Consider the following 26112-nt stretch of genomic DNA (forward strand, 5'->3'; position numbering starts at 1 on the left):
CACAGACCATCTGACACGCCCGCCGACCCTTATCAAGGCCTGGCGCCAGCCAGACTCGGAGAACATCCTCTTCTACGTCCTCGTCGCTGTCGGAGCAACAATCACGCTCCTGACCATCTCGGTATGGACTCTCCAAGCGTGGGCATTCGCTGTCTATCAACTCAGCATCTGTGTGGTAATCGTTGCCGTCATCGCAGCAAAACGAACCACATGGCGATCTCCTCCGCTTGGCACGAAATGATGTAGGCCTCCGGAGTCCCGCTATCGCCGCGTGGTGAGGGGAAGCACTACTTGCCATAAGGTCCGGACGTCGGCGGGCGGAGGGGCCGCAAGGGTCCTGCACCAATAGCGGTGCGCTTGGATGAGGTGGCATGGAAGAGGAACTGGAATCGATATACGGATCGGGTGACTACAGGCGGGTGATCCGGTTTTTCCCTGACTATGGTCGCGACCACCCGTTGTGGGAGAGCGGAACCGACAAGTACGGAATGGACCCGGAGGATTACGGCCTGTCGAAGTCGCTGGGTCAGCGCTTGGCGCTGTGGATGGCGCACTGGGAGGCCAACTTCGTTCCCGAAACGGGGTGGAAGTCGGAGCAGGCAGCCGAGGACTCGAGACGTGTGGGCGACTCGCTGTTGGCAGAGCTGCGTGTGGAAGTCTCCGACTTCGCCGACGTGCGTGACGAACGGTGGTGTTGACGGCTCCGGTAGTGACAGGTGCGGGGGAGTTGCCTCGGTGAACGAGACTGCCTCGTCCAAGTGCGCTCAGAGTCGCTACCTGTCATGGTCAGCAGTGCTCGGCGCTCGAGACATGCTGGTGTGGGTTCTGGCGCGGCTGAGTGCTGGGTCCGGGGTTCTGCGGGTCGGACTTCAATCGAAACCTAGGTGGTTATAGCGATTTCTGTATATGTAGCTAGATTTCGGTATAGTTCGTCTCATGGATCCTGCTCGTAACCCGTATACGCCTGGTTCCGGTCGTCGGCCTCACTCGTTGCAGGGCCGGGACCGGGAGGTTGAGGCGTTCGACTTGTTGGTGGCGCGGGCGAAGGCGCGGCGTTACGACCGCGGCATGATTCTCAGCGGGCTCCGGGGCGTAGGTAAGACGGCGCTGCTGAACCATCTGCGGGCGCATGCTGAGCACCATGGTTGGTTCACCGTCCGGTTGGAGGCGCAGAACTCAGAATCGGGTGCACGAGTCAATCACAAGCAGTTGGCGACGGGGCTGCGTCACGGACTGCGCAAGTTCAGCACCAAGCACGCACTGAAGCAGGCGGCTGAAGGCGTGATGGGCCTGATCGAGGGCTCGTCACTGTCGGTGGGCGGTGTCTCGGTCGGGGCACCGACGCCGCGATCGGCCGAGGACACGCTGTTCGACGTCGAGGAAATCGTCGAGGCCGCCAGCGAGATGGTCCGGTCCAAGGGTGTGGCATTGGCGGTGTTCGTCGACGAGATGCAAGACCTCGAGGCAGACCTGACCGCGGCGTTGATCGTGACGCAACATCGGGCAAGCCAGGAAGGGTGGCCGTTCTATGTTATCGGCGCGGGGCTGCCCAACCTGCCGGCGTTCCTGGCGGACTCACGCTCGTATGCAGAGCGCTTGTTCCTCTACTGCAAGATCGGCCCCCTCGATGATGCCGCGGCGCGGCAGGCTTTGGTCGATCCAGCGGAGTCAGTCGGGGGCCGGTACAGCCCCGAGGCTCTGGATGAGCTCGCTGCCGCCGCTGAGGGCTATCCGTACTTTCTTCAAGAGTTCGGGTCGGCGATGTGGGAGGTGGCCGCCGGAACGCCGTTCCAGCTCGAAGACGCCGAGCTGGCCATCGAGGCTGGGACCGCACTGTTGGACCGGGGGTTCTTTCCCTCCCGCTGGGATCGGGCGACGCCGGCGGAACGAAAGTATCTGCGGGCTATCGCCGCCACGGGTGAGACCGCGCCCAAGACGTCGTCGTTGTCGATCGCCCAGACCACAGCCGGACCGTTGCGCGCCGCGGCGATCCGCAAGGGCATCGTCTACTCGCCTGAGCATGGGCGGATCAGCTTCACGGTGCCGGGCATGGCGGCGTTCATCGCCAGGCAGATCGACACCGACGAGTAAGCCGGCCCGGCGAAGCTGGTTCCAGTGCAGAGTGTCGGGCCCGCCGGCGACACCAAGGTCGTAAAGACATGGAACAGTTCATCGACGCGCTTGTTGGGGGCGAGATCAAGCTTCCGCCACACTTCGATCGCAGAAGACCTCCACATCTCGATGCGAGCACCTCTTAGACCATCCAGTTCCGAGGTCGCATCAGACCGTCCCACAACCAAGGAACTGGGACGGTCGGTTGTGTGCGGAAAGTGTTCTGTCGATCAGCGGGGCAGGCGGTGACCTAAGCCGACATGCTGAGACTGCAACGTGAGGTATGACAACATCGGCTCGTAGCCCATGATTAGGGGATGGGATAGCGATGTTCACGCGGTATGGCGTAGGCGTTTGCGCTTGCTTTGCAGGAGTTGCACTCCTGGCAGGGTGTGGCCGCGACGGTTCGTCCGGCCCGTCGTCGACAGAGGCGACGCCGGTCGAGAGCGCGCCCTTTTCAACGGCCCGGGAACTCGCGATCCCTGAGGCGGTGATCGTTTGTCAGCCGGGGATGGTTGACACCACCGCGACTGTCGCCGATGTTCCCGAATGGCCGGGGCCATTGCCGTCGGAGTTTATGGAGCCGAGCTTTCCGTCGGGGTCGTGCGGAACGCTGACCGGACAGGAGGCGAGGTTCGCCTACGAGGCGGCCGTCGAGCATCCGGCCGCTCTTTTGGAGGAAGGGCGACTGGATGAGGGCGGGGATCTGGTCGACACCGCGGATGCGTTATGGGCGCTCGAGGGTGTTGTCGCCTGGCTTGCTGTCGAACCCCAATGGTGAGACTTGACTCCGCCGCTTGCTGCTCGCTTGCAGAATCTCCCCGGCGGTCTGGCGCCGATTCCCGTCGCTGATTGCCATATGCCTTGGCGGGATACTCTCGACTGATGCGTGTCTCGCCGGATGGAACCTTCCATGGCCTGTGTGCGTCGCACCTGTGCCGTGCGGCGTGCCGGGTTCCGGCGGACCCGGGCCTGTGTGGTTCCCCCCGAATCGTGGAGGGTTTCCTAGGCGGCTTCCGGTTCGGTCGCCGCGGCGGTCTCGTAGCTGATCGGGCTCACCATTCCGATCGTGCTGTGTCGTCGGTCGTGGTTGTAGAACCCGTAGCACCAGTCCAACACAGCGGCCCGGGCGGCGCGGGTGTTTTCGAAGGTGTGTTGCGACAAAACTTCCCATTCCAGCGAGCTGAAAAATGCTTCGGCGGCAGCATTGTCGAAGCACGATCCGACCCGCCCCATCGATTGGCGAATACCGAGGTCTTGGCATAGTTTCGTGAACGCGTGAGCGGTATAGGTGCTGCCCCGATCGGTGTGAAATATGGCTCGTTTCGACGGGTCCTCACGCCACCCAGACTGGTGGACCTCCTCGATACCGCCGCGGGTCGCCACGGCCATGTTGATCGCCGCGCAGGCGAGTTCGGCGTCCGGGTGCAGACCGGTGGCAGCACCAAGCAATCTACGACTGTAGAGGTCGATCACAGTGGCCAGATATAGCTTCTCACCGGGCCGACCGTTGGCGTCAACGGTGGGGATCTCGGTCATGTCGCCGACCCACCGGGCGTTCGGCCTGTCGGCGGTGAAGTCCCGCTTGAGCAGGTCGGGGAACTTCGGGGCCGTCTTGTCCTGCCTGGTCAGACCGTTGCGGCGTCTGATGCGGCGTGCGACGAGGCCCTGGCGGCGCATCGAGTCGGCCACGGTCTTCTGGGCGTGTCAGATGGTCTGTGTGAGTTGAGCCGGAGGAGGAATCATGAACGCTATGGCTGTTGACGACCACGACGCTACGGATGTATCAGATGCTGCTGGGCTTCGCCGGGAGGTGTTCTCGGATGCGCTGATTGATCACGTACTCGCCGAGACCCGTTCGCGAGGGTTGGAGTTGACTGGCAAGGACGGCTTTTTGAACGAGATGCTCAAGGCCGTCCTTGAGCGGGGCATGGGCGCCGAGCTGACCGAGCATCTGGGCCGCGATGCCCACGCCCGTGGCGGGGACGGAAACCACCGCAACGGCACTTCGCGCAAGACCGTGGCCACCGAGGTCGGCCCGGTGGAGCTGGATCAGCCCCGCGATCGGCAGGGCTCGTTCGCCTCCCAGCTCGTCCCGAAGGGCGCCCGCCGGCTCGGCGGGCTGGAGGACCAGATCATCTCGCTGTACGCCGGCGGAATGACCGTCCGGGAGATCGAGCACCACCTCGCGCGGACCCTGGGGGTGGAGCTGTCGCACGAGTCCATCGCCAACGTCACCGACGCGGTCCTGGACGAAGTCGCCGCCTGGCAGCACCGCCCGTTGGAGGCGTTCTACCCGGTGGTGTTCCTGGACGCGATCCACATCAAGATCCGCGATGGAGCCCACGTGAAGACCCGCGCTGCCCACATCGCGGTCGGGGTCGATCTTGAGGGCGTCAAGCACGTGCTCGGCATCTGGGTGCAGGCCAAGGAAGGCGCGGCGTTCTGGGCCAGCGTGTGCGCCGAACTGGCCAATCGCGGCGTCAAAGACGTCCTGATCGTGGCCTGCGACGGGTTGACCGGACTGTCCGAGGCGATTGCCGCGACCTGGCCTTTCGCCGAGGTGCAGACCTGCGTGGTGCACCTGATCCGGGCCTCGATGCGGTTCGTGTCCTACAGCGACCGCAAGAACGTGGCCAAGGCACTCAAGCCGATCTACACCGCCGCCAACGCCGAGGCCGCCAGAGCCGCACTGGAGGCCTTCGCCGAATCGCCGCTGGGCGCCAAGTACCCCACCGCCGTCAGGTCGTGGGAGGCCGCCTGGGAGCGGTTCATCCCGTTCCTGGCCTTCGGCCCAGCCACACGCAAGCTGATCTACACCACGAACTCGATCGAGTCGCTGAACTACCAGCTGCGCAAGATCACCAAGAACCGCGGGCACTTCCCCAGCGATGCCGCCGCGATCAAGCTGCTATGGCTAGCCATACGCAACATCGAGGACCGACGAGACCGAGAACGCGCCAAGGACGCTCAACGCCGAGCAGACGGCCACGCAGGCCCCCGGAAATCGATCCCCAGACTCGTCGAAGGCGCCACCATCCACGGTTGGCGAGCCGCACTGGCCGAACTCGCACTGGCCTACCCGGAACGCTTCGACCCCCACATATGACAGACATCACTAACCAAAACTCACACAATTATCTTGACAGGCTCGGTCTTCTCGCTGACCTGCCAGCCCTCGTCACGAAGGTCGAAGTACAGGCGAGGGGATCCATGCCGGCCCTTTGCGGCGGTGAACGCCTTCGCGACCGCCTGGTCGACGACCTCGCGGCGGCGGTCACGCTCGGTGTGCAGACCGCTGGCCGCCTCCGGCCCGGTGGCCCGCTTGAGCCACTTGTAGAACCACGCCAGCGACACGCCCAGCAGGGCGCACACCAGAGTGTGTGGCACTCGGTAGTTGGTCCTCTGGTCGGCGATGAAACGTGCCACGCTCACTTCGTCGCCTCCTTGACCCACAGGACCACGGATCGCTTGAGGACATCACGCTCCATCTTCAGCTCCGCGTTCTCTGCTCGCAGCCGCTTGAGCTCCTCGATGTCGCCCCTGGACAGGCCTTCTGTGCCCTCCCGAGCTTCCTTAGCCTGATTGACCCAATTGCCCAGGGTGCCCGCGTTGACCCCAAGGTCTCGGGCGATCTGGGCGATCGGCTTCCCGGTCTCATCGACGATCCGGACCGCTCCCTCACGGAACTCCCGGTCGTACTTCTGGCGCTTCTCTGGCATCGCTTCCCCTTATAGCTGATCCCTCTACGGATCCGGGGGAACCTCACCCGTCGAGGACCCTTCGATAGTCTGACCCGCCACCCTGTCCGAAAGGAACGCCGGCAACCCTCGCCACAGGCACCGCCGCAAAGCGCCCGAAGATCCCCGCCAGTTACCGGTGGAAGTCACAGACAATTCGCGAATGCAACAACTGTCCCAAAATTGATCGTTAGCGGACGCGCCCGATCCGTCGAATAGGGGATGCCGCGCCGAAGGACGAGGTTTTAGGACGGGGGCCTGACTACTCTGCAGCCGCCGTCGTGAGGTGGGGTCGCCGCGTCCCAAACTGACTTGCGGATCCGAGATGAAGGTCGCTTCGTCGATGTAGGTGCGGGACCGTTCTTTTGGATGACGTCCTGGCCGTGTGTCAGTTGAAGCCTCCGGACGGTGTCGCGACCTGTTCTCTCCGCCAAATGACGATGGTCAGTTCGGCGTAGAGGACGGTGTGGTCGTCCTGATCGGTCAGCCGCATCTCCATCTTCACTCGTCCGCGTGTTCCGTCGAGAGTGATCTCGGCAATCCGGACGGTTCCAGTGAGAACGTTCCCGGGTCGGACGGGCGCCGGGAACCGGACCCGGTCGAATCCGAGCCCGGCGATCACTGCCCATTGGTTGAGCACTGTTTGTGTGAGCAGCCGTTGAGCGATGGCGATGGTGTGTACCCCGCTGGCGATGAGTCCGCGGAAGTGTCCCTTGGTTGGCGGCTTCCTCATCGATGAAACGATTGTGCGTCCCAGTGGGTGGCGAAATCGACCAGTTCGGCCTTGGAGACGGTGTGATCTCCCAGTTTGTGGATCTGGCCCGGGGTGAAGTCTTCGGCGTAGACGGACGGGCTCGGGGGCGTGGCGTTCACAGCGACCTGGCTACGAGCAGCTTCATGATCTCGTTGGTGCCGCCGTAGATCCGCTGCACGCGGGAGGCGGTGTACATCTGGGCGATGGGGTATTCCATCATGTAGCCGTAGCCACCGAACAGCTGTAGGCACTTGTCCACCACGCGGCACTGCATGTCGGTGGCCCACATCTTGATCATCGAGGCGCCGGCGGCGTCGAGGGTGCCGTCGATCTGGCGGCGGATGCCGTCGTCGATCATCGCCTTGCCGGCGTAGACGTCGGCCTTGCACTCGGCTAGTACGAACTGGGTGTTCTGGAAGTCCAGGAGTTTCTTGCCGAACGCATCGCGCTCTTTGACGTACCGGATGGTCTCGATCACTGCGGCCTCCGCCACTGCTACGCCGGCGACTCCGATGATGAGTCGCTCCCGCGGTAGCTGGGTCATGAGTTCGGCGAAGCCGGAGCCCTCCTCGCCGAGGATGTTCTCCACCGGTACCCGCATGTCGTCAAAGAAGAGTTCGCGGGTGTCCCATCCGTGCATGCCGATCTTCTCGAGGACGGCGCCGCGGGAGAAGCCCGCGACGTTATTGTCGACCTCGGCGACTAGTAGGGAGATGCCCTTGCCGCCGGCCGCTGGATCGGTCTTGGCCACGATGACAACCAAGTCGCAGTGGGTGCCGTTGGAGATGAAGGTCTTGGCGCCGTTGACCAGGTAGTGGTCGCCGTCGCGGATCGCTGTGGTCTTGACGTTCTGCAGGTCTGAGCCGGTACCGGGTTCGGTCATGGCGACGGCCACCACTTTCTCGCCGGAGGCGAGCCCGGGTAGCCAGCGGCGCTTTTGCTCCTCGGTCCCGTAGGCGTTGATGTAGTGGCTGACGATCGTGGAGTGCACGGTGAAGCCGAACGCGCTGTCGTGCGCGTACGCCAGTTCTTGGGCCACTACAGCCTCGTGGCCGAAGTCGCCTCCCCCGCCGCCGTCCTCGTCGGCGATGTCGGTGAGCAGTAGGCCTGCCGCCCCGGCTCTGTTCCAGAGTTCGCGGTCGACGTGGCCCTGCCGGGCCCAGTCCGCCTGGCGGGGGGTGACTTCTTGGGCGAAGAACGCGCGGGCGTGGTCCCGTAGCAACTCGTGGGACTCGGTTTGCCAGGTGGGGCGGTGGTCGGGGAACAGGGTGGTGGTCATGATCTTGTCCTTGTCGGGCCAGGTTAGCGGCCGGTGAAGTTCGGTGAACGCTTGGCCAGGAAGGCGGCCTGGCCCTCGTGGCTGTCGTCTGAGGCGAGCGCGTAGACGAAGTTGCGCTTTTCGTGCTCAAGCCCTGCGGTTATCGACCCGGTCTGCGCGGCCAGGGCGGCGTCTTTGGCCAGGGCCACGGCCAGCGGTGAGTTGGCCGAGATCCGCTGCGCCAGGGCGATCGCCTGTTCGACGACCTCGTCGTCGTCGACCACCTTTCCCACCAGGCCGAGGTTGGCGGCTTCGGTCCCGGTGGCAAGGTCACCGCTGAGTAGCAGTGCCATGGAGCGAGGTTTGCCTAGCGCCCGGATGAGTCGTTGGGTGCCGCCGCCGCCGGGGATGACGCCGAGCTTGACCTCGGGCAATCCCAGGCGGGCACCCTGGCCGGCGATGCTGGTGTCGCAGGCCAGGACGAGTTCGAGCCCGCCCCCCAGGGCCAGGCCCTCGACGGCTGCGATCACCGGTTTGGGGAAGTTTTCCAGGTCGGCCCATAGGGTCCCCCCGGAGGCCCGCCGGTGCCCGATCAACGGATCGGCGCGCAGGGCGTCGAACGCGGTGATGTCTGCTCCGGCGCAGAACACGCCGCCCGCGCCGGCCAGGACTATGGCGCGCACGGAGTCATCGGTCCGCAGCTCGGCGAGGTGCTTGTTCAAGGCGTCGAACACCGCGGCGTTCAGTGCATTCCGGGCCTCGGGTCGGTTGATGCGCAGGATCGCGACGGCGCCGCGTCGTTCGCTGAGGACCACGTCATCGTGTCCGTTCTGGCCGCTCATTCCTCGGCTCCCCGGTAGAGATCGGCGTGGTCGGTGCGCAGCGTCTTCTTGTCCAGCTTGCCGACGCTGGTGCGCGGCAGCGCGTCGGCGAAGATGACGATGTCGGGCAGTTGCCACTTGGCGAACTTGTCTTCCAACACGGCGTGGATGTCGTCGACGCCGAGATCGGCGCCGTCTTCCTGGACGACGATCGCAACCGGGCGCTCTTGCCACTTGGGGTGCTCGATCCCCACCACTGCGGCTTCGCGGACCTGTGGGTGGGCGACGATCGCATTTTCCATGTCGATCGAGGAGATCCATTCGCCGCCGCTCTTGACCACGTCCTTGATGCGGTCGGTCAGCTTGAGGTAACCGTCGGAGCGGATCGTGCCGGCATCGCCGCTGCGCCACCAACCGTCGGCGAACGCGTCGCCCTTGTCCTCCATCTTGTGGTACCGCTCGATGATCCACGGGCCACGCATGAGCACCTCGCCCTGGGAGACACCGTCGTGGGGTAGTTCGGTTCCGTCCGGTCCGACGACCTTAATGTCGATCCCGTTGACCAGCAGACCCTGGGCCCGCTTGAGATCCCACTTCTCGTCCTCGCTGAGCACGTCCCGCAGCGTGTGCTTCAGGCCTGCGTTGACGGTGACCAGCGGAGTGGTCTCCGTGGCGCCGTAGGCGTGGATGATGTCAGCACCGGTGAGGTCATGGAAGCCGCGCATGAGCGTCAGCGACGGTTCGGTCGCCCCGGACAGCAGACGGGCGCGGCTGAAGTCCGGGCGTGTCTTGAGTGTCCGGATGTAGTCGAGCATCGGCTCGAAGATGGCGGGGGCACCGTTGGCCACGGTGACGGACTCGGAGATCATCGCGTCAACCAGCGCAGAGGTGTCCTCGGCCGTATACCGCCCGGGCAGCACCACCTTCGCGGCCGAGTAGATGGCCGACTGCGGCAGTCCCCAGCCCTGGCCGTGGAACATCGGGGTGATGATCATGACGGTGTCGTCGTCACCCATCTTCAACTGCGCTGCCTCGGAGAGGGTGTGGAGGTAGATCCCGCGATGGGAGTAGTACACGCCCTTGGGGCGGCCGGTGGTGCCGGTGGTGTAGCACGCGCTGTACGCCGAGGTCTCGTCGATCATTGGCCAGTCGAAGCCCGGTTCCGCGGCCGTCAGCGCGTCTTCCCAGTGGACGACCCCGGGCAGGGTGGTGGAGATCTCCGAGAGTGGTTTGTCCGTCATGACCACCCACGTCTTCACCCCGACACCCTGCTCGACCAGCGCCTCAGCCACGGGCAGTAGGGACTCGTCGACCAGCACGATCGAGGCTTCGGCGTGGTCGGTGACATATGCCAGGTCCACCGGGGCGAGGCGCAGGTTCATCTGCAGCATCACCGATGCGATACCGGGAATCGCCCAGTACAGCTCCATATGGCGTTTAGAGTTCCAATCCAGGATTCCCACCACCGTTCCGGGCCCGGCACCCAGCCCGGTCAGCGCGTGGGCTGACTTCCCGACCCGCTCGAACATGTCGGCGTAGGTGTAGCGGTCCCAGCCCCCGTCGACGGTGCGAAATACGATCTCCTGCTCGGGGTAGGTCCGGGTGGAGTGCCGCAGCAGGGTCGTGGTGTTGAGCTGATAACTGTCACCGTGTGTCGACGGCAGACCGGTGACGATGGGGTGGGACGTCATGGTGGTGCTCCTCAGTGGGGCTGGGACGGTGGCTGGGACGGACGGGACTCGTCAGAGGCGTTCGATGATGGTGGTGTTAGCGGTGCCGTGGGCTTCGCAGATGGTCTGTAGTCCGTATCGGCTGCCGGTGCGTTCGAGCTCGGTCAGCAGGTCGGTCATCATGCGGGCGCCGGTGGATCCGAGGGGGTGGCCCACGGCCACCGAGCCGCCGTTGACGTTGAGTTTGTCGTCGGGGACGCCGAACTCTCTTTGGAACATCAGCGGCACGCCGGCGAACGCTTCGTTGACCTCGAACAGGTCGATGTCGTCCACCGTGAGCCCCGACCGGTGAAGGGCCTTGCGGGTGGACTCGAGGATTGCGGTGAACTGGATGATCGGATCGGCCGCCGCGACCGCGTGGACCACGAAGCGGGCGCGGGGGGTGAGCCCGTTGGCCTCGGCGAACTCGCGGTCGGCGATGAGCAGTGCGGCGGCGCCGTCGCTGAGCTGGGAGGAGTTGGCTGCGGTGGTCTTGCCGTCCTCGGCGAACACTGTCCGCAGGGACGCCATCTTCTCCGGGTCGAGCTCGGCCCGGATCCCCTCATCCGCGGTAACGGGCTCGCTGGAGTCATCGAGCGGGTCGCGGCGCAGCGGAACCAGCTGGGTCTCGAAGCGGCCGTCGCGGGTGGCGGCCAGCGCCCGCTCGTGGCTCCGGCGGCTGAACGCGTCGAGTTCCTCTCGGCTGAGGTCGAAGCGGGTGTTCATCAGCTCACTGGACGGGCCTTGCACCAGCAGTCCGCCGTCGTAGCGGGCCAGTTCCCGGGGGGAGTACTGCGTGCCGAGCGGGGCTCCGGGCTGTAGGGACGACGGCAGTGCCACCTGCGACATCGACTCCACGCCGCATGCGATGGCGAGGTCGTAGGACCCCGCCTCCACACCGTGGGCGGCAAATGCCACAGCTTGTTGCCCCGAGCCGCACTGTCGGTCCACGGTCACTGCCGGCACCGAATCGGGCAGGCCGGAGGAGAGCACTGCATGGCGGGCGATGTTGGAGCTCTGCTGGTCGTGCGTCATCACACATCCGGCGATCACGTCGTCGATCTTCTCCGGCGCCACATCACTGCGGCGAACCAGTTCCTTGAGGGTGGCCCCCAGCAGATCGGCGGGATGCCAGGCGGCCAGCGCCCCGCCGCGCTTGCCGACCGGTGTCCGGACGGCATCGATGATCACGGCCTCGCGGGTGGCGCGGAAGCTACGGGGCTGGGGGGAGTCGGTCATGACTGGGTCCTTCCTCGGGGTGGTCGGGTGGTGGTCGCCGTGAGCGCGTGGGTGGTCTGCGCTGTGGCCGGCCGGGCATGGCGAACGGCGCTGAGCGGGATGTCGTGGCGCGCGGCCAGATCCTCCCAGTGGGCCGTGGGGTGCGCGCTGAAGGCGCGGGCGTAGGCGGCGTATGTGCCGTCACAATCGAGTACCTCTCTGATGTGGACCTCGAAGTGCGGCTCGAGTGCCCCCAGAGCGATATGGCCGTCGACGGTGGCATAGATGTTGTAGGAGGGCAGAGCCCCGCCCAGTGGTGCTCCATCGCCGAACAGTCCGTGTCGGAGGGCGGCCGCGGAGTCGTACGCGGCCGCGTCGAGAGTGATGCGTTGATGTCCACCGGAGTCGTGCTGTCCCCGCGCCAGCAGCAGGGCCAGGGCGGCCGAGATGGCCCGCTCCCCACCGATGGTGTCGGCGACCGGGACCAGCGGCAGGTGTGGCGGTCGGATGGTGCCGTATCTTGCCTGATATGTCAGGTCGTGGCCCGCGACTTCCTCGTCGGCGCCGTCGTAGCCCACGATCTCCACATGACACAACCGCGGGAAGCGGTCGCCGAGGTTGCCGAGGCCGAGACGGCGAAGCGCTGACGGGCGCATGGCGGTCACCAACACGTCCGCCGTATCGAGCAGCCTGGTCAGCTCCTCCGGGCCGCTACCACTCTTGAGGTCGACCCGACGGACCTCCACCCCCTGTGTCAGTTCTGCGTACCAGGAGGGCGCGGCCACGGCCAAGGCGTCACCCGCCGGCGGCTCCACTTTGATCACCGCGGCGCCGAGGTCACTAAGGCCTGCTACGGCTAGCGGACCGGGCAGGTTGGTAGCCAATGAGACGACCTGTATGCCGGCTAGGGGTCGGAGCGATCGAAGACTCATTTCGGTGACTATACAAGCGGTCAGTAAACTTAGTCATCGTATAGCGCTAACGGTTGGCGCGTCCCCGTAGACTCGTTTATCAACGGAAGGGAGGCCGCGTGGACCGCCCCGCCCAGCATTTCGACGACCAAGACCTCACCGCCAAAGCGCGAATCCGCAACGCCGCTCTCGAGCTTTACGCGGCCAACGGCGAGGACCGCACACCGATGCGGGCAGTCGCGGCCGCCGCCGGGGTGACCGTCGGGCTGGTGGTTCATCACTACGGGTCCAAAGACGGCCTCCGCGAGGCTGTGGAGCAGATCGTCGTGGAACGTTTCGCGTCGGCCCTTGCTTCTGCCGCGACCGATGGGGCCGGCGAACAAATCGCTCGCGTCCGGAACGAGTCCGTCGCGGAAATGCTGGTCAGAAACCCAGAGGTGGTCAACTACCTCCGACAGGCGCTACTTGAACCCGGTGGCCGGCGGGGGCAACTGCTGGAGCGACTTACCGAACTCACCCACCGGGAGGTCGTTGCGATGCGCGAGACTGGCGCGGCCTCGCGAGGTCGCGCCGATTCCGTCCAGGTGGTCGACGTGATGATCAACCAGATGGGCCGGCTGTTCCTGCAGCCGCTGGTCGATGCCGTCTGGACTCACCTCGGGACCTTCACTCACACCGAGGGGCACAGCAAGCCCGAACTCGGCGTGAGCGTGTCCGAGGGTGGAGCTGTCGATCGTTTCCCCGGGCCCGCCACCTGAGCCGCGTTTCCGGCTTCACTGAACATTTGTACAAGCACCGCGCTGGCGGTTACAGTTTCGGCTGTGTCCGGGGTCACATGTCCGATCCCGGAGTCTTCAACACCTCAGGAGTCACCATGGCCACTCTCGGAGGCGCCCTCGCGCTCAATGCCCGTCGGCACCCGGACAAAACTGCACTGATCTTCGGCGAGAGCATCTACTCGTATGAGCAGCTTGCGGCCCGGACCGATCAGTACGCGCATGCGTTGGCGTCGCTCGGAGTCGGTAAGGGCGACAGGGTGGCGCTGCTGAGCCCGAACTCCGATGCGTACGTCCTGGGCTTGTACGGAGCGTTCCGACTGGGGGCCATCGCTGTGCCTCTCAACCCTCGCGTGCCGGCCCGCGAACTTCGCTACCTGCTCGAGGACTCCGGTGCGACGGTGCTGCTGTATTCCGAGGAGCTCGCGGTGGTGGTGGCCGGTCTCGACGAGCTCGATCCGCTGCCGTCCGCGCCGCAAAGCCTGGTGCTGGACGAGGCCGCAGCGCAGGGCATCGCGCGGCTCGCAGACACCATGCCGACCACCGCGCCGGAGGCGGAGGTCATCGAGGACGACGACTGCATCATCCTCTACACCTCAGGCACGACCGGGCGCCCCAAGGGAGCGTTGTTCGACCACCACCGCATGCTGTGGGTGGGGAACTCGGTTTCCGCACTCGGCATGAATAGCTTCGACCGGAATCTGCACGTCGCGCCGATGTACCACTGCGCGGAGTTGGTCCTGTTCGTGATGTCAGGGTTCAGCCTGGGCACCACTCACGTGGTGCTGCCAGCGTTCGAGCCCAAGGCGGTCCTGGATGCGCTGGAGAAGCACCGCATCACCGTGTTCCTGGGCGTGCCCACCATGTACCAGATGCTGCTGCAGTACCCCGAACTCGGCACGCGCGATCTGTCCGCATGGCGGCTGGGCTTCTTTGGCGCCGCACCAATGCCGCCGAACGCGGCGACCAGCTTGCTCGCCACCTTGCCGCACGTGCAGTTCTTCCAGCTGTGCGGCCAGACCGAGGGCGGCCCGACCGGAATCTTCCTCACCCCGGACGAAGTACGCGCCCGCCCGGATGCCACCGGACGGATGTCCATCACCAATGCCGAGACGCGGATCGTCGATGACGAGGGCAACGACACCGCGGTCGGCGAGCCCGGGGAGATCATTTACCGAGGCGAGACCATCATGAAGGGCTACTGGAACAAACCCGAGGCCACCATGGATGCGCTCCGCAACGGCTGGCTGCACAGCGGCGACGTGGCGGTCCGGGACGCTGACGGGTTTATCACAATCGTTGATCGGATGAAAGACATGATCATCACGGGCGGGCGCAACGTCTACTCGGTGGAGGTCGAACAGGCCCTCGCCAGCCACCCGGACGTGGCCGATGTGGCGGTCGTCGGGCGGCCGGACGAGATGTTCGGGGAGAGCATCATCGCCGTCGTCACCCCGGTTGAGGGCCGCGACGTCGCCTTGGAGTCACTCCGCGAGTACGGATCCCAGTACATTGCGGGTTATAAGCTTCCGCGCGAGCTCATCACCCGGCCCATTCCGCGTAACCCCTCGGGGAAGATTCTCAAGCACGTGCTGCGCGATGCAATCACGGAAGGCGCAGTCGCCACCAACTAGCAATCGGATAGCTCGTTAGGTTCCTCTGCTGATCCACCTGCCATTTGGCCCGCTCGGGGAGGGGTCGAGTTCGCGGGATACTCGGCATCGTCTACTTGTCATAACGTCTGGTTATCGGTGCCGGCACGAGTGGCGCTTCGGCTTCGGCTTTCAGCAGGTGCGCGGGAACTGTTGGACCCCTCTATGGCATTGCATGGCGATAGGAACTCTCGCCCGCAGTGTGTTCTGAAGCCTCGCGCCGAGGGTTGCCCGAGACCCGCAGCCCAAGGGAATGGTCAACCGCTTTCTCAACTGAGGCGGCGGGCCAACTGCGTGATGTCCGTGACCTCGAGGTCCGGGTTGCTGAAGTGCTTCGGGTACACACCGTTGGTGCGGTTGATCCACGCCGTTGTCATGCCGAACCGGTGGGCGCCGTCGATGTCCCAGGGATGGACGGCCACGAGCATGGCGTCCGAGGGGGCAACAGCACACTGTTCGAGTGCGAACTCGTAGGCAGGGGCGGCTGGTTTCCACGCGCCGGCGGAGTCGACCGACAGCAGCAAGTCGAAGTCGCGTCGTACACCGGCTGACGTGAGGAGCTTCTCGGCGACGTGTGTCGAACCGTTGCTGAGGGTGACCAACCGGATCCCCAGCTCCGTCAACGCCGTGACGCCGTCGGCGACATCGGGATGGGGGTCGAGTCCGACGAACCCGCTCATAATGTGCTCGATCGCCTCGTCGAGAGGTCGGTTGAGCTCCACCTCCGACAGCATGACCTGCAGGAGCCCGGTACCGATGTCAGCGAACGGGCGAGCGGCGCCTGCGGCGGTGAGGGCGAAGCCGTCGCGCAGGAGGTCGGCGAACCACAGGGGATACATCGAGCCGGGTGCCCCGACGTCGGAGAACCGGGCCGCCATCGCCGTGGTGTCGGACAGGGTTTCGTTGACGTCGAACACGATCACCCGCGGGCGGCGAAGCCCAAGCCCGTCGCCCCGGTTCTGTTCGCGATCGGCTGGTGTGTCGGTCACGCGGAGTCCTCCTGGCCACCGGTTGTGCACCATGCTATTCGCCAGCGGGCTGCGCGGCCGGAACACCTGGCTAGGGTGGGCGCATGGACGCCGACATCAACTTCTACTTCGACCCGGTCTGCCCCTTCGCCTGGATGACCAGCAAATGGGTGCGCCAAGTACAAGCGCAGCGCGACTACACCGTCGACTGGCGGTTCATCTCGTTGCGCCTGGTCAACGCCGAGGTCGACTACGACGCGCACTTCCCCCCTGAGTACGAAGCCGGCCACACCGCCGGGCTGCGGCTCCTGAGAGTGGCGGCTCGGGCGCGAGCCGAGCACGGCCGGGAGGCGATGGCGCCGCTGTACGCCGCCTTCGGGGCGCGCATCTTCGACACCGCTCCGGACGCCGGCGACGACCGCAGCGAAGGCGACGAGCGTGAGCGGCGCGGCACGAGCGAGTTCGCCAGGCTGGTCCTCGCCGACGCTGGCCTGCCGCTCGAACTGGCGGACGCCGTCGACGACGAGTCGTGGGACGCCGAGATCCGCCGGGAGACCGACGAGGCGCTCTCGCTGACGGGCAAGGATGTGGGCACGCCCATCATCCACTTCGAACCACCGACCGGTGTCGCCTTCTTCGGACCCGTGATCAGCCGGCTGCCACACGAGGACTCGGCGGCCGAGCTCTGGGACCACGTGGTGGGGCTCGCCCGCTTCCCGGGTTTCGCCGAGCTCAAGCGCAGCCTGCGCGAGAAGCCGCAGCTCGCCGCGTTCGGAGTCGACGCGGACACGGTCGGCACGCAGGAGGACTGGCACGGCGGAAGCCGTCGGCAGAAGAAGTGAGGATGGCCGTTCGCGCCACAGCGGCGGAACTGGCGGAGATACTCGCCTGATGGCTATCGATCCCCGCGGAAGAGACCTCAAGCGCTACCTCGCCGACGACCCCGGCGGCCCGGTGGTGATGCTGAACCTGCTCCGGTTCGCCGATGGCGGGCGTGAGGACTACGCGAAGTACGCCGCGGCGCTGAACGAGACCTTCCTTCCCCGCTATGGCGCCGAGGTGCTCTACGCCGGTGACGGTTCCACAGCCCTGGTCGCCGAGACCGGCCAGGACTGGGATGCCGTTCTGCTGGTCCGGTACCCCAGCCGCGCCGCGTTCAGCGAGATGGTCGCCGACCCCGAATATCAGACCGTCACGGCACTGCGTACCAGCGCGTTGCAGGAAGCGGTGCTTCAGGCCACGACCCCCTGGGCCTGACTCCGACCCCGTAGGCACGTCGAATCCGACGCGCATGCCCGAGTGCGATCGCGCGCAGAATGCGGGACGCCGGGGCTACTGCTGGGCTCGTCGTCGTCGACCTGCGATGGCGTGAAGCACCAACGCGAGCATCACCGTCGCGCAGCAGATCACACCCACGCCGAACGCCATGGTGATGCCCTCGTCGGTCGAGTACGCGGAGTCGGAGGGGTGCGCGGCGAGGACGGCGGCCGACAGGGCCGCGCCGACCGCGCCGCCGACCGTGCGCAGCACCTGGTTGAAGCTCACCGCGCTGCCGAGCTGGTCCACCGCCACGCTGCGGGCGATGAGCGCGGGCATCGCGGCGTAACCCGAGCCGATCCCGGCGCCGAAGAGGAACATGCCGATCGCCAGCGTCCAGAAGTCGCCGTGCCGCAACCACAACAGCACCGACGCCACCGTCATCACGGCCGCGCCGACGGGGAGGAACACCGCCATGTCGTAGCGGCGGGACAGGGCACGGACCGTGCGGTTGGCCACGAGACTGCCCGCCGACAGCGGCGCCATCATGAAGCCCGCCCACATCAGCGGCACCGCCAGGCCGAAGCCGGTGTCGGCGGGTGCCTGCGCCACGAGGCTCGCGATGGACAACCCGATGTACATCGCGGTGCCCAGGCCGATCGCGGTGGCGTTGGCCAGCAGGACTTCCGGCCGGCGGACCGCGCGGAGGTTGACCAGGGGATGCAGGGTGCGGATGCTGTGCACGATCCAGAAGAGCAGCGTGTTCAGCGCGACCACGAGGACGACGAGCGCCGTCGCGGACCCCCAGCCCCAGATCTGCCCCTCGGAGATCCACAGCAGCAGCGCGGCCAGACCGCCGCCCAACAGCAGGGCCCCGCCGATGTCGAACGGCGTGCGGGGCGCGAGCGGATCGGGGCCCGCGGGGATGAATCGCCACACGCCGAACGCCGCGGTGGCCACGAACAGCGCCGCGAAGGCGAACGCGGCCCGCAGGTCGAACGTCGCCGCGAGGATGCCGGTGAGCGGGTAACCCAGCCCCATCCCCACCGACACCGTGACCGAGAGGGTCGAGATGGTGGGCTGCGATTCGGTGAAGGTGAGGTGCCGGCGGGCCAGGGCGATGGTGATGGGCACCGTGCCGTAGAGGAGCCCCTGCATCGCGCGGCCGATGAGGAAGACGGTGAAGTTCGGCGCGACGGTGGCGATGATGGACCCGAGGAAGATCACGCCGAGGCTGGTCAGGAGCAGCCTCCGGGTATGGGGACCATCGGCGAGGCGGCCCATGATCGGGGTCGCGACCGCGCCGACGAGCAGGTTGGCCGTGAGCATCCACTGCGCCGTGCTCACCGGGATGCCGAACTCCGCCGAGACCGACGGCACCAGCAGCATGCCGAGGGAACTGACGATCGAGCTGGTCAGGGCGGCGTAGACGAGGGCCTGGACGAACCAGCGGGGCGCCGGGCGCCGGTGAGGGGTCATCGGGCGTCCTCGGAGTCGAGGCGGCGGAGCAGGGGGACCGCGGCCGCGAGACGGTCGCGCTCGGCGTCATCGAGGTGGTCGGCGATCGCGTGAGCCAGCCAGTCCTGGCCCGCGGCGCGCTCGGTGCGGAGCTTCTCGCGCCCGCCTGTAGTGATGGTGACGAGGGTGCGTCGGCCGTCGGCGGGGTCCGGGCTGCGGGAGACCAGGCCCAGGTCGCGGAGTTCGCGGACGGCGTTGGCGACGGCCTGATGGCTGATCCGCTCAAGGCCTGCCAGGTCGGTCGCAGTCAGGGACCCGCGCTGCTCCAGGTGGGACAGGATCCCGACCTTGCCCATCGACAACGTCCGGTGGGAGTTGAACCGTCGCCACAGGGGGCGCAGCGCGTGGCGGAGATCGTCCGCCAGGGCGGCGATGTCGGGCGGCGGGTCGGTGGGCGTCACTCCGGCGAGTCTACAACCGAGTTGCGCAACCTGCTTGCATAAGGGCGGCGGGTCCGGCGCCGGGGCCCGCCCGGCCTCAGTAGGTTCCGCAGTTGCTCGACGCCGGGACTCCGTTGACGCGGTCGTCGAGGTACCGGAGGTTGCCCTCCAGACCGGTGAGCATGGGCACGGCGTGGCCGATCGCCAGACCGGGTGCGACGGGAGGCATCGGGTCGATGACCATGTCGACGGCGGCGCCCTGCGCGCACCAGTCTCGGCCGAGCTGCTGCGACTGGTGGCCGGGGACGACGTCGTCGTTGACGGGCGAGAGCACACGCACGGGCGTGGTCGGGGCAAGGCGGCCGATGCGCTGACGCTCGAGGAACGCCAGGATCTCGGGCTCGCTGCGCACGATGTCGCCGGCCGACAGGCCCGAGATCGTGAAGTCAGTGGTGCGCTGCTGGAAGAATTGGACCGCGGTCTCGCCGATGCACTGGTCAGAGGTGACGGCGAGCATGGCCCGGCCCCGGTCGTTGAAGTACGGGTTGATCAGGGGGCCCATCTCCGGGTAGGCGTCGATCAGGCTGTTGATCGCGTAGCCGATCGCCCCGGCGATGGCGGTGCCGTCGATCTGCTCGAGCGTGGCGAGCAGGTCGGCCGGCGGGGAGCCCGCGGCGGTACCCACCAAGTTGATCTCGGGCGCGTACTGCGGGTGGAGTTCGGCGGCCGCGGCCACCGCCCCGCCGCCCTGGGAGTAGCCGACGAACACGGTGCGGGCGTCCGGCTCGACGTCGGCGCCCGGTACCGACGACGCGGCGCGCGCGAGGTCGAGCACTGCGCGGGCCTGCGACTCGCGGTTGACGTACGAGTGCAGCCCAGGGGTGCCGAGCCCCTCGTAGTCGGTCATCGCGACGGCGTACCCGCGGGCGAGCAGCGCGTAGGTCTGGAACAGCTCGTAACCGAACCCGACTCCCGGCGGGTCGGTGCGGACGGTGGCCAGGTTCTGGAACGTCTTGGACGGCGCGCAGTGGTCGCCTTGCCCCTGGGTTCCGGGCGCCATCACGGCCAGGGGGCGGGTGCCCGGGCCGGTCCACGGTGCGCGCGGCTGCAGATAGGCGCCGGTCACGGCGATCGCCTGGTCGCGCGATCCGACGGAGGTGTACATGATGCGCTGCGCGTCGGTGGACAGCGGTCCGGCTGCATCGGAGATCGAGTCGGCGCCGGGGATCGGCGGGATCGCGGCGGCGAGGGGGAACGGCTCGGTCTTGATGAGCTCGCCGGAGGCTGCGGGCAGGTCCGCGGGCGGCTGGTAGAAGGCGGGCGCCGGGTCGTTGGACGATCCCTGCGCGCCGGCGGCGGGGGCGACCACGGCCCCTCCGGCGAATGCGGTGGCGATGGCGGTGGCGAATGCGGCTGCGCGCATTCCGGTTCGGCGAAGTTGCACGGTCCCCCCTGGGGCTGGTTGTGTTCTGTCTCACAAAATTGAGCTGAGTCTAACCTGAGTTCCGCAAGTTGACGTCGTTCCCGGCTGATTCGCTAGGTTTGCTGCAATTCATGAGGCTGAGCGTGTGGCGCGGGGGTCACCAATTGAGCGGGACCCGGGTTGGTGGGTCTGACAAGGCAGAGACCAAGACGTTGATCCCGGTCATCACCGCCTTCCGGGGGGGCGGCACACGATCGCTGACATGGTAGTCGTGGCCGATGTGGGGATGCTCTCGGCGGCTAACTTGAATGCCCTCGAGGAGGCCGACCGGGCCGAACCACTGAAGAAGCAACGGTTCGTCGAGGTCATCGGACAGAACGTCACCTCGGACGAGGCACCGAGCGAGCGGTCGCGCCAGGCGGCCGGCCACAAGGGGTACGTCAGCAATATCTACCCGGCCGTGATGGACGGTCCACGACCTGTGGAAGGTCGATCAGTCCGTCCGGACGGCCAAGTCCGATCTTGAGGCCAGGCCGGAATCCATCGAGGCGCACCCCCTGACGCAGCGATCGGACGGGAACGAGCGGCGTCAGCACCAGTGGCGCCACGAGCGTGGTCACGACCGTCTCCGGATCCAGGTCGGGGTCGAGGTCGCCGCGGTTCCTCCCGAGGAGGGACTCGGCGAGGATCATCGACACGTACATGAGAAGGGAGAACGAGCCGGCGATCACTGCGAGGCCGTACGCGGCCTCGAGCAGCATCGCGATACCACCGGACGACGGGGTGCTCGCCGAATTCCGGATGTACGAGTAGGCGCTGAAGTCCGCGACCACGGCCCCGGCGAACAACGCCCGTGGCATCAACCCGCCTGCCAGCTCGCCGACCTGGCCGCCCAGCGCGAGGATGCCGGCTCCGATCATGGCCCCCCGTGCCCGGCGCGACCGAGCCGGTGAGTGAGAGTGATTCCCGGGCACGGGCGTGGTCCATCTGTGGTCTCATCCTCGGTGCGAAGGGGCCGGGGCGGGACCCGTCCTGCCGGGCTCACGAGTCGTCTCGGCTCTCCCTCGTCTTCCGGTCGTTGGCCTTGCGCAGCGCCTCCACGAGCTCGTCCTTCGTCATGTCGGAGCGGCCCTCGATGTCGAGCCGCTGCGCCTGCTCGTAGAGGTGGTCCTTGCTGGCGTTGGCGTCCACCCCGCCCTTCGACTCTCCGGAGGGGTTCGGGCCGCCGCTCTCCGAGCGTGAATCCGAGGGTCCCTTGCCGTCCTTGGGCTCCCAGTGGTCGCCCACCTTCTCGTGCGTGTGCTTGACGGCGCTCCAGGCGGTCCGCGCGACACGGGACTCGTCGCTGTACTCCTCCTCCGCCGAGTCATAGGCCTTGGCGAAGGTGTCCTTGGCCTTCTGGTCGCTTCGCTGCAGCGTCGAGGGCAGCTCGCTGTCCTTCGCGTTCCCGTCGCTGTCTGTCTTCGGCATGGCGATTCCTCTCGTTTGTCAGCTCACCAGGATCTGGGTGGCGGTCTCTTTGAGCTTGGCCTGGGCCCATGTGGCCTGGCGCGTGGTCTGGGGTTGGCATTTCTCCGCGACTTCGAGAAGGTCGCGGTGCCGTAGGCCCTGCGCGGCCTGGGCGATGAGGAGCCAGTCCATGGCGACCCCGGAGGCCTCCATGTAGACGGTCCGTAGGTCCTCGAGCAGGAGCAGCTCCGGGGTGTGGTGTCTGCCGAGCAGTTCGCTGCCCTTCTCCCGCGCCCGTTCGGCCAGTCCGAGTTCGAGTCGGGGGGCGGGGTCGAGGTCCTGGCCGTAGTCGCCACCGATCCGGGCGATCCCGGCGATGTGGCTGCGGGACCAGCCCACCAGGTCCCGTGCGACGTGGTAGATCTCATGATCGACCTTGTGGCGCTCGGAAACCTGCAGAAGTTTGTGCGCGAGCCCGACCTCGGAGCGGTGTAGTTCGCGGAGAACGGGTCCGAGCCTCATGTCGGGCCTCCTGTCGATACGCGTGTCGGGCGGCCACGGGAGGTGGTGTCGCGGTCGGCGACCCGGGCGATGCGTGCGGCGGCGGTCTTGAAGATCGGCTGTTTGGAGGCGGGGTCCCAGTCCGTGGGGGTCAGCTCGTTGGCCGCCGTCCCCACGGCGTCGCCCTCCGGTCCGGCGCTGTCGCCGGTGTCCCAGTAGCCGTAATGGAACGGCAGGAAGATCACTCCCGGTCGGATCCCGGTGATCCGGGCGGCCGCCCGCACCCGTCCGCGGGGGGTGGCGATCTCCGTGAGGTCTCCCTCGGTGATGCCGGCGGCCGCGGCGTCGGCGGCGCAGATCTCCACCCACACCTGCGGAGCGGCTGCCTGCAACTCGGGGGCTCTGCCGGTCTTGGTGCGGGTGTGGAAGTGGTAGATGGTCCGGCCCGTGATCAGCTGCAGGGGGAAGTGCTCGTCGGGCGGTTCGTGCGCGGGGAGGTATTCCGCGCCCTTGAGCATCGCCTTGCCCTCCGGATTCATCGCCGTGTACTCGGTGGCGTCCTTGGGGGCGCCGGTGACCAGGTCGCGACCGTAGTTCTCGCAGTAATCCGGGTCCGCCCAGAACTTCCCGTCCGAATAGAGCCGCTCGGTGCCGTCGGGGTTGTCGTCGTTGCACGGCCACTGGATACCGGAGCCGCCGCGCAGTCTGTCGTAGGTCAGCCCGGTGTAGTCGCACGGCCGGCCGGCGGTGCAGTCCTTCCACGCCTCGAACGCCGATTCGGGGTCGTGCCACTTGACCAGCGGCCCGCCGTCCTTGTCCTTGAGCCCCAGGCGGTGGGCGAAGTCGATGAAGATGTCCAGGTCGGCCCTGGCCTGGCCGGGCGGATCGACGGCCTTCTCCGACAGGTGCACCGTCCGGTCGGTGTTGGTGAACGTGCCGGTCTTCTCGCCCCATGTGGCGGCCGGCAGGACGACATCGGCGAGCCTGGCGGTCTCGGTGAGGAAGATGTCCTGCACCACCAGTGTCAGTCGCTCCTGGGACAGGATCGAGCGGATGCGTGTGAGTTCCGGCAGGGAGACGGCCGGGTTGGTGCCGCTGACCCACAACAGCCGGATCGAACCGTCCTCCACATACCGCATAATCTGCATGGCGTGGGTGGGTGCCGAGTAATGCGGGATGTCCATCGGGTCGACGTTCCACACCCGGGCCAGGTGCTGCACGTGCGAGGTGTTGGACCAGTTCCGGAAGGCCGCCAGGTCGCCGTCGGCGCCACACTCACGGGTGTTCTGGGCGGTGGGCTGGCCGTTCATCTGCAGCACGCCGCACCCGGGCCGGCCGAGCATCCCGCGCAGCAGGTGGATGTTGTTGACCTGCACAGCGGCCGCGGTGGCCTGGTTGGACTGGTAGAAACCCTGCAGCACCGTGGACATCAGCCGCTCGGCGCCCCCGATGAGCCGGGCGGCCCGGCGGATCTGCTCGGCCGGCACGTCACAGATCTCGGCCACCCGCTCCGGCGGGTAGTCGGCGACCTGCTCGGCCAGTGACGAGTATCCGACCGTGTGCTGGTCGATGTAGTCGCGGTCGATGTGGCCGGCCTCGAGCAGTTCGTGGATCAGACCATTCATCAGCGCCAGGTTGGTGCCCGGCCTCGGGGTCAGATGGAGGGTGGCGTGCTCGGCGACCGGGGTGGGGCGTGGGTCCACGCACAGGATCGCGGGCGGGTCGTCCCCGGCCAGACGATCCAGGATCCGCATCCAGGTCACGCTCTGCGTCTCGGCCATGTTGTGTCCGTAGAGGCAGACGACGTCGGCGTGGTCGATGTCGGCGTACGAGCCGGGCTGACCGTCACATCCGAAGGACGCCTTGAGCGCCGCGGCGGCCGTCGCGGTGCACAGCCGGGTGTTGCCGTCGACGTGGTTGGTGCCGATGCCACCGTGGGCGATCACACCGAGGGTGTAGTACTCCTCGGCGAAGAGTTGCCCGGTGGTGTAGAAACCGATCGCGCTGGGGCCCTGCTCGTCCAGCAACTCGGTGGTCCGGCCGACGACCCGGTCCATCGCCGTGTCCCAGTCGGTCTCCACCAATACGCCGTTCTCGCGTACCAGCGGGCGGGTCAGCCGGTCCGGTGAGGAGTTCGCCTGCCAGCCGTAGAGGTCCTTGACCCCCAGTCGTCCGCGATTGACCCGGTCGTCGGCACGTCCACGCACCCCGCAGATTCGGTCGTCCTTCACGGCGATGTCCAGTCCGTCGCCGTTGGAGTGCAGGATCGACGCCGTCTGTACCCAGCGGTCGACATCCGCCTCGGCCATTCCGTCGGCCAGGTAGGTGTCCACTCGGACCGGCCACTGCTCGCCGGGGCCGTAGGGGGTGCGTTCGCCCCAGGGGCGTTCCACTCGATCGGGGGCTGACTGATTCCCGTGTGACATTGACATTCCTCGCGACGAGGTCTGTGGGCTGCTTGCCGACCGTACGCGCGGCCCGGCGAACGGACCACCGGAACGGCGTGAAGAGCCCGGACCGGAGACGCCATGGAGTGTCTCTCGGAGCGGTTCGCGGGCGGTGGCGTTTCGGCTCAGTAGTCGTAGTCGCTGCCGTGGTTCCCCGAGTTCGTGCCGATCCGCTTCAGGTGGACCCGACGGGCGAGACGGATGGCCGGTCGTGCGAGGAACTCCAGAGAGCCGAGCAGGAACAACCAGGTGCCGATGGTCTGTGTGGAGTCGAAGAAGAACAGGACGCTGCCCACGAGGAAGAACAGGGCTATCAGAACGTCATTGGCGATCGACAGCGTCTCGTAGCGGTCGTTGATGACCACTTCCTCGCGCCCGACGAGAAGCCGGAGCGATGAGGAACCGGGGGACGGTCCGCTGCTGGTGTGAGTGTTGGTGCTCATGAAAACGCAACCTCTTAAGAGAGTCGGCGCGTCCGGCGGCCGCGTGACCACCGGGGACGGAGTGCGACGTGGACCTCCGGGGGAGGTGGAGAGATCAGCCGATGGCTCCGAGTAGGTCGGTGCAGGCCTTCTCGCAGCGTCGGCACGCTTCGGCGCAGATCCTGCAGTGCTCGTGCATGCTCGCGTGGCTCTCACACTCGTCTGCGCAGCTCGCGCACGCGGCGCGGCACGCGGTGAGCAGTTCCTTGGCGGTGCCCAAGTCGCTGCCGGTCCGGCGGCTCAGCACCGAGGCGGTGGTCGCGCACACGGCAGCGCAGTCGTGATCGGTGCGGATGCAGTCACGCAGGTCGGCGACCGAGTCCTCGGCGAGACACGCATCCGCGCACGCGGCGCACGTGACCGCGCACGCGGCGGCGGCGTCGATTGCCTCGGCGAGGTGGTCCACCTGCAGATCCGCAGTCGGATTGGGGTGGGTGGTGATGATCGAGCTGATGCTCATGGGTTCCTCCGCTTCGTCGTCTCACTGCCGAGTAGCAGGAGCATGGCTTGTCGAATCGGACGGCCGGGATGGTGATCGGCGGTAGCACGGCGCTACAGCCTCGCTCCCCGGCTCGTAGGCGTCCACGACGCTACGCCGACCGCGAGGACGTCACCACCGAGAGAATCACTCGCCGCTGATGGAGCGGTTAGCCCCGAGTGGACGGGCTCGTAGGGTGCGGGGATAAAGATCCCGCCGTTGTTGTGGAATACCGCTCCGCCGTGGGTGACGCTCGCT

Annotated in this window: 27 protein-coding genes and 1 pseudogene; 8 read left to right on the top strand and 20 right to left on the bottom strand. The window is 66.8% G+C overall.

Annotated features, from left to right (window positions below):
- Positions 1-371 precede the first annotated feature (371 nt).
- From CK206_RS12030 to CK206_RS12040, 3 genes are all read left to right on the top strand, one after another.
- Positions 372-698 carry a hypothetical protein gene (locus tag CK206_RS12030; RefSeq protein ID WP_069390049.1) on the top strand — a complete coding sequence of 109 codons (327 nt, stop codon included), beginning with the start codon at positions 372-374 and terminating at the stop codon, positions 696-698.
- Between the two features lie 238 nt (positions 699-936).
- Positions 937-2091, top strand: a complete 1155-nt coding sequence (locus CK206_RS12035) for an ATP-binding protein (protein ID WP_069390048.1) — start codon at positions 937-939, stop codon at positions 2089-2091.
- Positions 2092-2623: 532 nt separating this feature from the next.
- Positions 2624-2893 (top strand): hypothetical protein, encoded by a 270-nt coding sequence (locus CK206_RS12040; RefSeq protein WP_069390047.1) that lies wholly within the window; start codon positions 2624-2626, stop codon positions 2891-2893.
- 224 nt (positions 2894-3117) lie between these two features.
- On the opposite strand, the pseudogene CK206_RS12045 reads toward CK206_RS12040, so the two are convergent.
- Positions 3118-3816: pseudogene (locus tag CK206_RS12045) on the bottom strand (IS3 family transposase); the annotation flags it as partial.
- 49 nt (positions 3817-3865) lie between these two features.
- Between CK206_RS12045 and CK206_RS12050 the strand changes: the two are divergent.
- On the top strand, positions 3866-5221 hold the full coding sequence (locus CK206_RS12050) for an IS256 family transposase (protein WP_216824170.1): 1356 nt from the start codon (positions 3866-3868) through the stop codon (positions 5219-5221).
- 20 nt (positions 5222-5241) lie between these two features.
- Here CK206_RS12050 and CK206_RS12055 read toward each other — a convergent pair whose 3' ends face one another.
- The 9 genes from CK206_RS12055 to CK206_RS12090 form a co-directional block, all read right to left on the bottom strand.
- Positions 5242-5547 (bottom strand): hypothetical protein, encoded by a 306-nt coding sequence (locus CK206_RS12055; protein WP_254050569.1) that lies wholly within the window; start codon positions 5545-5547, stop codon positions 5242-5244.
- The gene (locus CK206_RS12060) at positions 5544-5834 is read right to left on the bottom strand and encodes a transposase (RefSeq protein WP_007631225.1); all 291 of its coding nucleotides are present in this window, start codon (positions 5832-5834) and stop codon (positions 5544-5546) included. The genes CK206_RS12055 and CK206_RS12060 overlap by 4 nt, the downstream gene beginning before the upstream one ends.
- 406 nt (positions 5835-6240) lie before the next feature.
- Complete coding sequence (locus CK206_RS12065; protein WP_227022447.1) at positions 6241-6585, bottom strand: MaoC/PaaZ C-terminal domain-containing protein; 345 nt, start codon at positions 6583-6585, stop codon at positions 6241-6243.
- Complete coding sequence (locus tag CK206_RS20400; protein ID WP_227022446.1) at positions 6582-6725, bottom strand: hypothetical protein; 144 nt, start codon at positions 6723-6725, stop codon at positions 6582-6584. Before CK206_RS20400 ends, CK206_RS12065 begins: the two co-directional genes overlap by 4 nt.
- Complete coding sequence (locus tag CK206_RS12070) at positions 6722-7885, bottom strand: acyl-CoA dehydrogenase family protein (protein ID WP_069388662.1); 1164 nt, start codon at positions 7883-7885, stop codon at positions 6722-6724. The genes CK206_RS20400 and CK206_RS12070 overlap by 4 nt, the downstream gene beginning before the upstream one ends.
- Before the next feature lie 23 nt (positions 7886-7908).
- Positions 7909-8706, bottom strand: coding sequence for an enoyl-CoA hydratase/isomerase family protein (locus CK206_RS12075; RefSeq protein ID WP_096906540.1), 798 nt, complete (start codon positions 8704-8706; stop codon positions 7909-7911).
- The gene (locus CK206_RS12080) at positions 8703-10376 is read right to left on the bottom strand and encodes a long-chain-fatty-acid--CoA ligase (protein ID WP_096906541.1); all 1674 of its coding nucleotides are present in this window, start codon (positions 10374-10376) and stop codon (positions 8703-8705) included. The genes CK206_RS12075 and CK206_RS12080 overlap by 4 nt, the downstream gene beginning before the upstream one ends.
- 51 nt (positions 10377-10427) lie before the next feature.
- Positions 10428-11633: a thiolase family protein gene (locus CK206_RS12085; protein WP_096906542.1), complete on the bottom strand. Its 1206-nt coding sequence runs from the start codon at positions 11631-11633 to the stop codon at positions 10428-10430.
- Positions 11630-12544 carry a CoA transferase gene (locus CK206_RS12090; protein ID WP_096906543.1) on the bottom strand — a complete coding sequence of 305 codons (915 nt, stop codon included), beginning with the start codon at positions 12542-12544 and terminating at the stop codon, positions 11630-11632. Before CK206_RS12090 ends, CK206_RS12085 begins: the two co-directional genes overlap by 4 nt.
- A gap of 98 nt (positions 12545-12642) precedes the next feature.
- Between CK206_RS12090 and CK206_RS12095 the strand changes: the two genes are divergently transcribed.
- Entirely contained in the window at positions 12643-13281 is a 639-nt protein-coding gene (locus tag CK206_RS12095; RefSeq protein WP_096906544.1) for a TetR/AcrR family transcriptional regulator, read from the top strand.
- A gap of 116 nt (positions 13282-13397) precedes the next feature.
- A complete protein-coding gene (locus CK206_RS12100; RefSeq protein WP_069388656.1) occupies positions 13398-14933 on the top strand; it encodes a class I adenylate-forming enzyme family protein in 1536 nt (511 codons plus the stop codon).
- Between the two features lie 287 nt (positions 14934-15220).
- Here the strand turns inward: CK206_RS12100 and CK206_RS12105 are convergent, their stop codons facing one another.
- Positions 15221-15940, bottom strand: coding sequence for a haloacid dehalogenase type II (locus tag CK206_RS12105; RefSeq protein WP_096906545.1), 720 nt, complete (start codon positions 15938-15940; stop codon positions 15221-15223).
- Between the two features lie 83 nt (positions 15941-16023).
- On the opposite strand from CK206_RS12105, the gene CK206_RS12110 reads away from it, so the two are divergent.
- Both CK206_RS12110 and CK206_RS12115 read left to right on the top strand, forming a co-directional pair.
- Complete coding sequence (locus CK206_RS12110) at positions 16024-16761, top strand: hypothetical protein (RefSeq protein ID WP_096906546.1); 738 nt, start codon at positions 16024-16026, stop codon at positions 16759-16761.
- A 49-nt stretch (positions 16762-16810) separates the two neighbouring features.
- Positions 16811-17176 carry a DUF1330 domain-containing protein gene (locus tag CK206_RS12115; RefSeq protein WP_007633060.1) on the top strand — a complete coding sequence of 122 codons (366 nt, stop codon included), beginning with the start codon at positions 16811-16813 and terminating at the stop codon, positions 17174-17176.
- 75 nt (positions 17177-17251) lie between these two features.
- Here CK206_RS12115 and CK206_RS12120 read toward each other — a convergent pair whose 3' ends face one another.
- The 9 genes from CK206_RS12120 to CK206_RS12165 all read right to left on the bottom strand — a co-directional run bounded on the left by CK206_RS12120 (position 17252) and on the right by CK206_RS12165 (position 25836).
- Entirely contained in the window at positions 17252-18655 is a 1404-nt protein-coding gene (locus tag CK206_RS12120; protein WP_096906547.1) for an MFS transporter, read from the bottom strand.
- Positions 18652-19095: a MarR family winged helix-turn-helix transcriptional regulator gene (locus CK206_RS12125; RefSeq protein ID WP_227022445.1), complete on the bottom strand. Its 444-nt coding sequence runs from the start codon at positions 19093-19095 to the stop codon at positions 18652-18654. Before CK206_RS12125 ends, CK206_RS12120 begins: the two co-directional genes overlap by 4 nt.
- Positions 19096-19171: 76 nt before the next feature.
- On the bottom strand, positions 19172-20497 hold the full coding sequence (locus CK206_RS12130) for a lipase family protein (RefSeq protein ID WP_069388651.1): 1326 nt from the start codon (positions 20495-20497) through the stop codon (positions 19172-19174).
- A 440-nt stretch (positions 20498-20937) separates the two neighbouring features.
- Positions 20938-21417, bottom strand: coding sequence for an APC family permease (locus CK206_RS20405; protein WP_007633049.1), 480 nt, complete (start codon positions 21415-21417; stop codon positions 20938-20940).
- A gap of 121 nt (positions 21418-21538) precedes the next feature.
- The gene (locus tag CK206_RS12145) at positions 21539-21967 is read right to left on the bottom strand and encodes a ChaB family protein (RefSeq protein WP_096906548.1); all 429 of its coding nucleotides are present in this window, start codon (positions 21965-21967) and stop codon (positions 21539-21541) included.
- Positions 21968-21985: 18 nt separating this feature from the next.
- A complete protein-coding gene (locus CK206_RS12150; RefSeq protein WP_096906549.1) occupies positions 21986-22468 on the bottom strand; it encodes a hypothetical protein in 483 nt (160 codons plus the stop codon).
- Positions 22465-24873, bottom strand: a complete 2409-nt coding sequence (locus CK206_RS12155) for a molybdopterin oxidoreductase family protein (protein WP_227022444.1) — start codon at positions 24871-24873, stop codon at positions 22465-22467. The genes CK206_RS12150 and CK206_RS12155 overlap by 4 nt, the downstream gene beginning before the upstream one ends.
- 146 nt (positions 24874-25019) lie before the next feature.
- Positions 25020-25337: a YrhK family protein gene (locus tag CK206_RS12160; protein WP_043568772.1), complete on the bottom strand. Its 318-nt coding sequence runs from the start codon at positions 25335-25337 to the stop codon at positions 25020-25022.
- 94 nt (positions 25338-25431) lie between these two features.
- Positions 25432-25836 (bottom strand): four-helix bundle copper-binding protein, encoded by a 405-nt coding sequence (locus CK206_RS12165; protein ID WP_096906550.1) that lies wholly within the window; start codon positions 25834-25836, stop codon positions 25432-25434.
- Positions 25837-26112 lie beyond the last annotated feature (276 nt).

This window comes from Dietzia sp. WMMA184 (assembly GCF_002441635.1).
Taxonomy (GTDB): Bacteria; Actinomycetota; Actinomycetes; order Mycobacteriales; family Mycobacteriaceae; genus Dietzia; species Dietzia kunjamensis.

Bases quoted from the DNA above. Each gene is read 5' to 3' on its own strand.
- CK206_RS12030 (WP_069390049.1), top strand. From the start codon at position 372: ATGGAAGAGGAACTGGAATCGATATACGGATCGGGTGACTACAGGCGG.
- CK206_RS12035 (WP_069390048.1), top strand. From the start codon at position 937: ATGGATCCTGCTCGTAACCCGTATACGCCTGGTTCCGGTCGTCGGCCT.
- CK206_RS12040 (WP_069390047.1), top strand. From the start codon at position 2,624: ATGGTTGACACCACCGCGACTGTCGCCGATGTTCCCGAATGGCCGGGG.
- CK206_RS12050 (WP_216824170.1), top strand. From the start codon at position 3,866: ATGGCTGTTGACGACCACGACGCTACGGATGTATCAGATGCTGCTGGG.
- CK206_RS12060 (WP_007631225.1), bottom strand. From the start codon at position 5,834: ATGCCAGAGAAGCGCCAGAAGTACGACCGGGAGTTCCGTGAGGGAGCG.
- CK206_RS12065 (WP_227022447.1), bottom strand. From the start codon at position 6,585: ATGAGGAAGCCGCCAACCAAGGGACACTTCCGCGGACTCATCGCCAGC.
- CK206_RS12070 (WP_069388662.1), bottom strand. From the start codon at position 7,885: ATGACCACCACCCTGTTCCCCGACCACCGCCCCACCTGGCAAACCGAG.
- CK206_RS12075 (WP_096906540.1), bottom strand. From the start codon at position 8,706: ATGAGCGGCCAGAACGGACACGATGACGTGGTCCTCAGCGAACGACGC.
- CK206_RS12080 (WP_096906541.1), bottom strand. From the start codon at position 10,376: ATGACGTCCCACCCCATCGTCACCGGTCTGCCGTCGACACACGGTGAC.
- CK206_RS12085 (WP_096906542.1), bottom strand. From the start codon at position 11,633: ATGACCGACTCCCCCCAGCCCCGTAGCTTCCGCGCCACCCGCGAGGCC.
- CK206_RS12090 (WP_096906543.1), bottom strand. From the start codon at position 12,544: ATGAGTCTTCGATCGCTCCGACCCCTAGCCGGCATACAGGTCGTCTCA.
- CK206_RS12100 (WP_069388656.1), top strand. From the start codon at position 13,398: ATGGCCACTCTCGGAGGCGCCCTCGCGCTCAATGCCCGTCGGCACCCG.
- CK206_RS12110 (WP_096906546.1), top strand. From the start codon at position 16,024: ATGGACGCCGACATCAACTTCTACTTCGACCCGGTCTGCCCCTTCGCC.
- CK206_RS12115 (WP_007633060.1), top strand. From the start codon at position 16,811: ATGGCTATCGATCCCCGCGGAAGAGACCTCAAGCGCTACCTCGCCGAC.
- CK206_RS12120 (WP_096906547.1), bottom strand. From the start codon at position 18,655: ATGACCCCTCACCGGCGCCCGGCGCCCCGCTGGTTCGTCCAGGCCCTC.
- CK206_RS12130 (WP_069388651.1), bottom strand. From the start codon at position 20,497: ATGCGCGCAGCCGCATTCGCCACCGCCATCGCCACCGCATTCGCCGGA.
- CK206_RS20405 (WP_007633049.1), bottom strand. From the start codon at position 21,417: ATGATCGGAGCCGGCATCCTCGCGCTGGGCGGCCAGGTCGGCGAGCTG.
- CK206_RS12145 (WP_096906548.1), bottom strand. From the start codon at position 21,967: ATGCCGAAGACAGACAGCGACGGGAACGCGAAGGACAGCGAGCTGCCC.
- CK206_RS12150 (WP_096906549.1), bottom strand. From the start codon at position 22,468: ATGAGGCTCGGACCCGTTCTCCGCGAACTACACCGCTCCGAGGTCGGG.
- CK206_RS12155 (WP_227022444.1), bottom strand. From the start codon at position 24,873: ATGTCACACGGGAATCAGTCAGCCCCCGATCGAGTGGAACGCCCCTGG.
- CK206_RS12160 (WP_043568772.1), bottom strand. From the start codon at position 25,337: ATGAGCACCAACACTCACACCAGCAGCGGACCGTCCCCCGGTTCCTCA.
- CK206_RS12165 (WP_096906550.1), bottom strand. From the start codon at position 25,836: ATGAGCATCAGCTCGATCATCACCACCCACCCCAATCCGACTGCGGAT.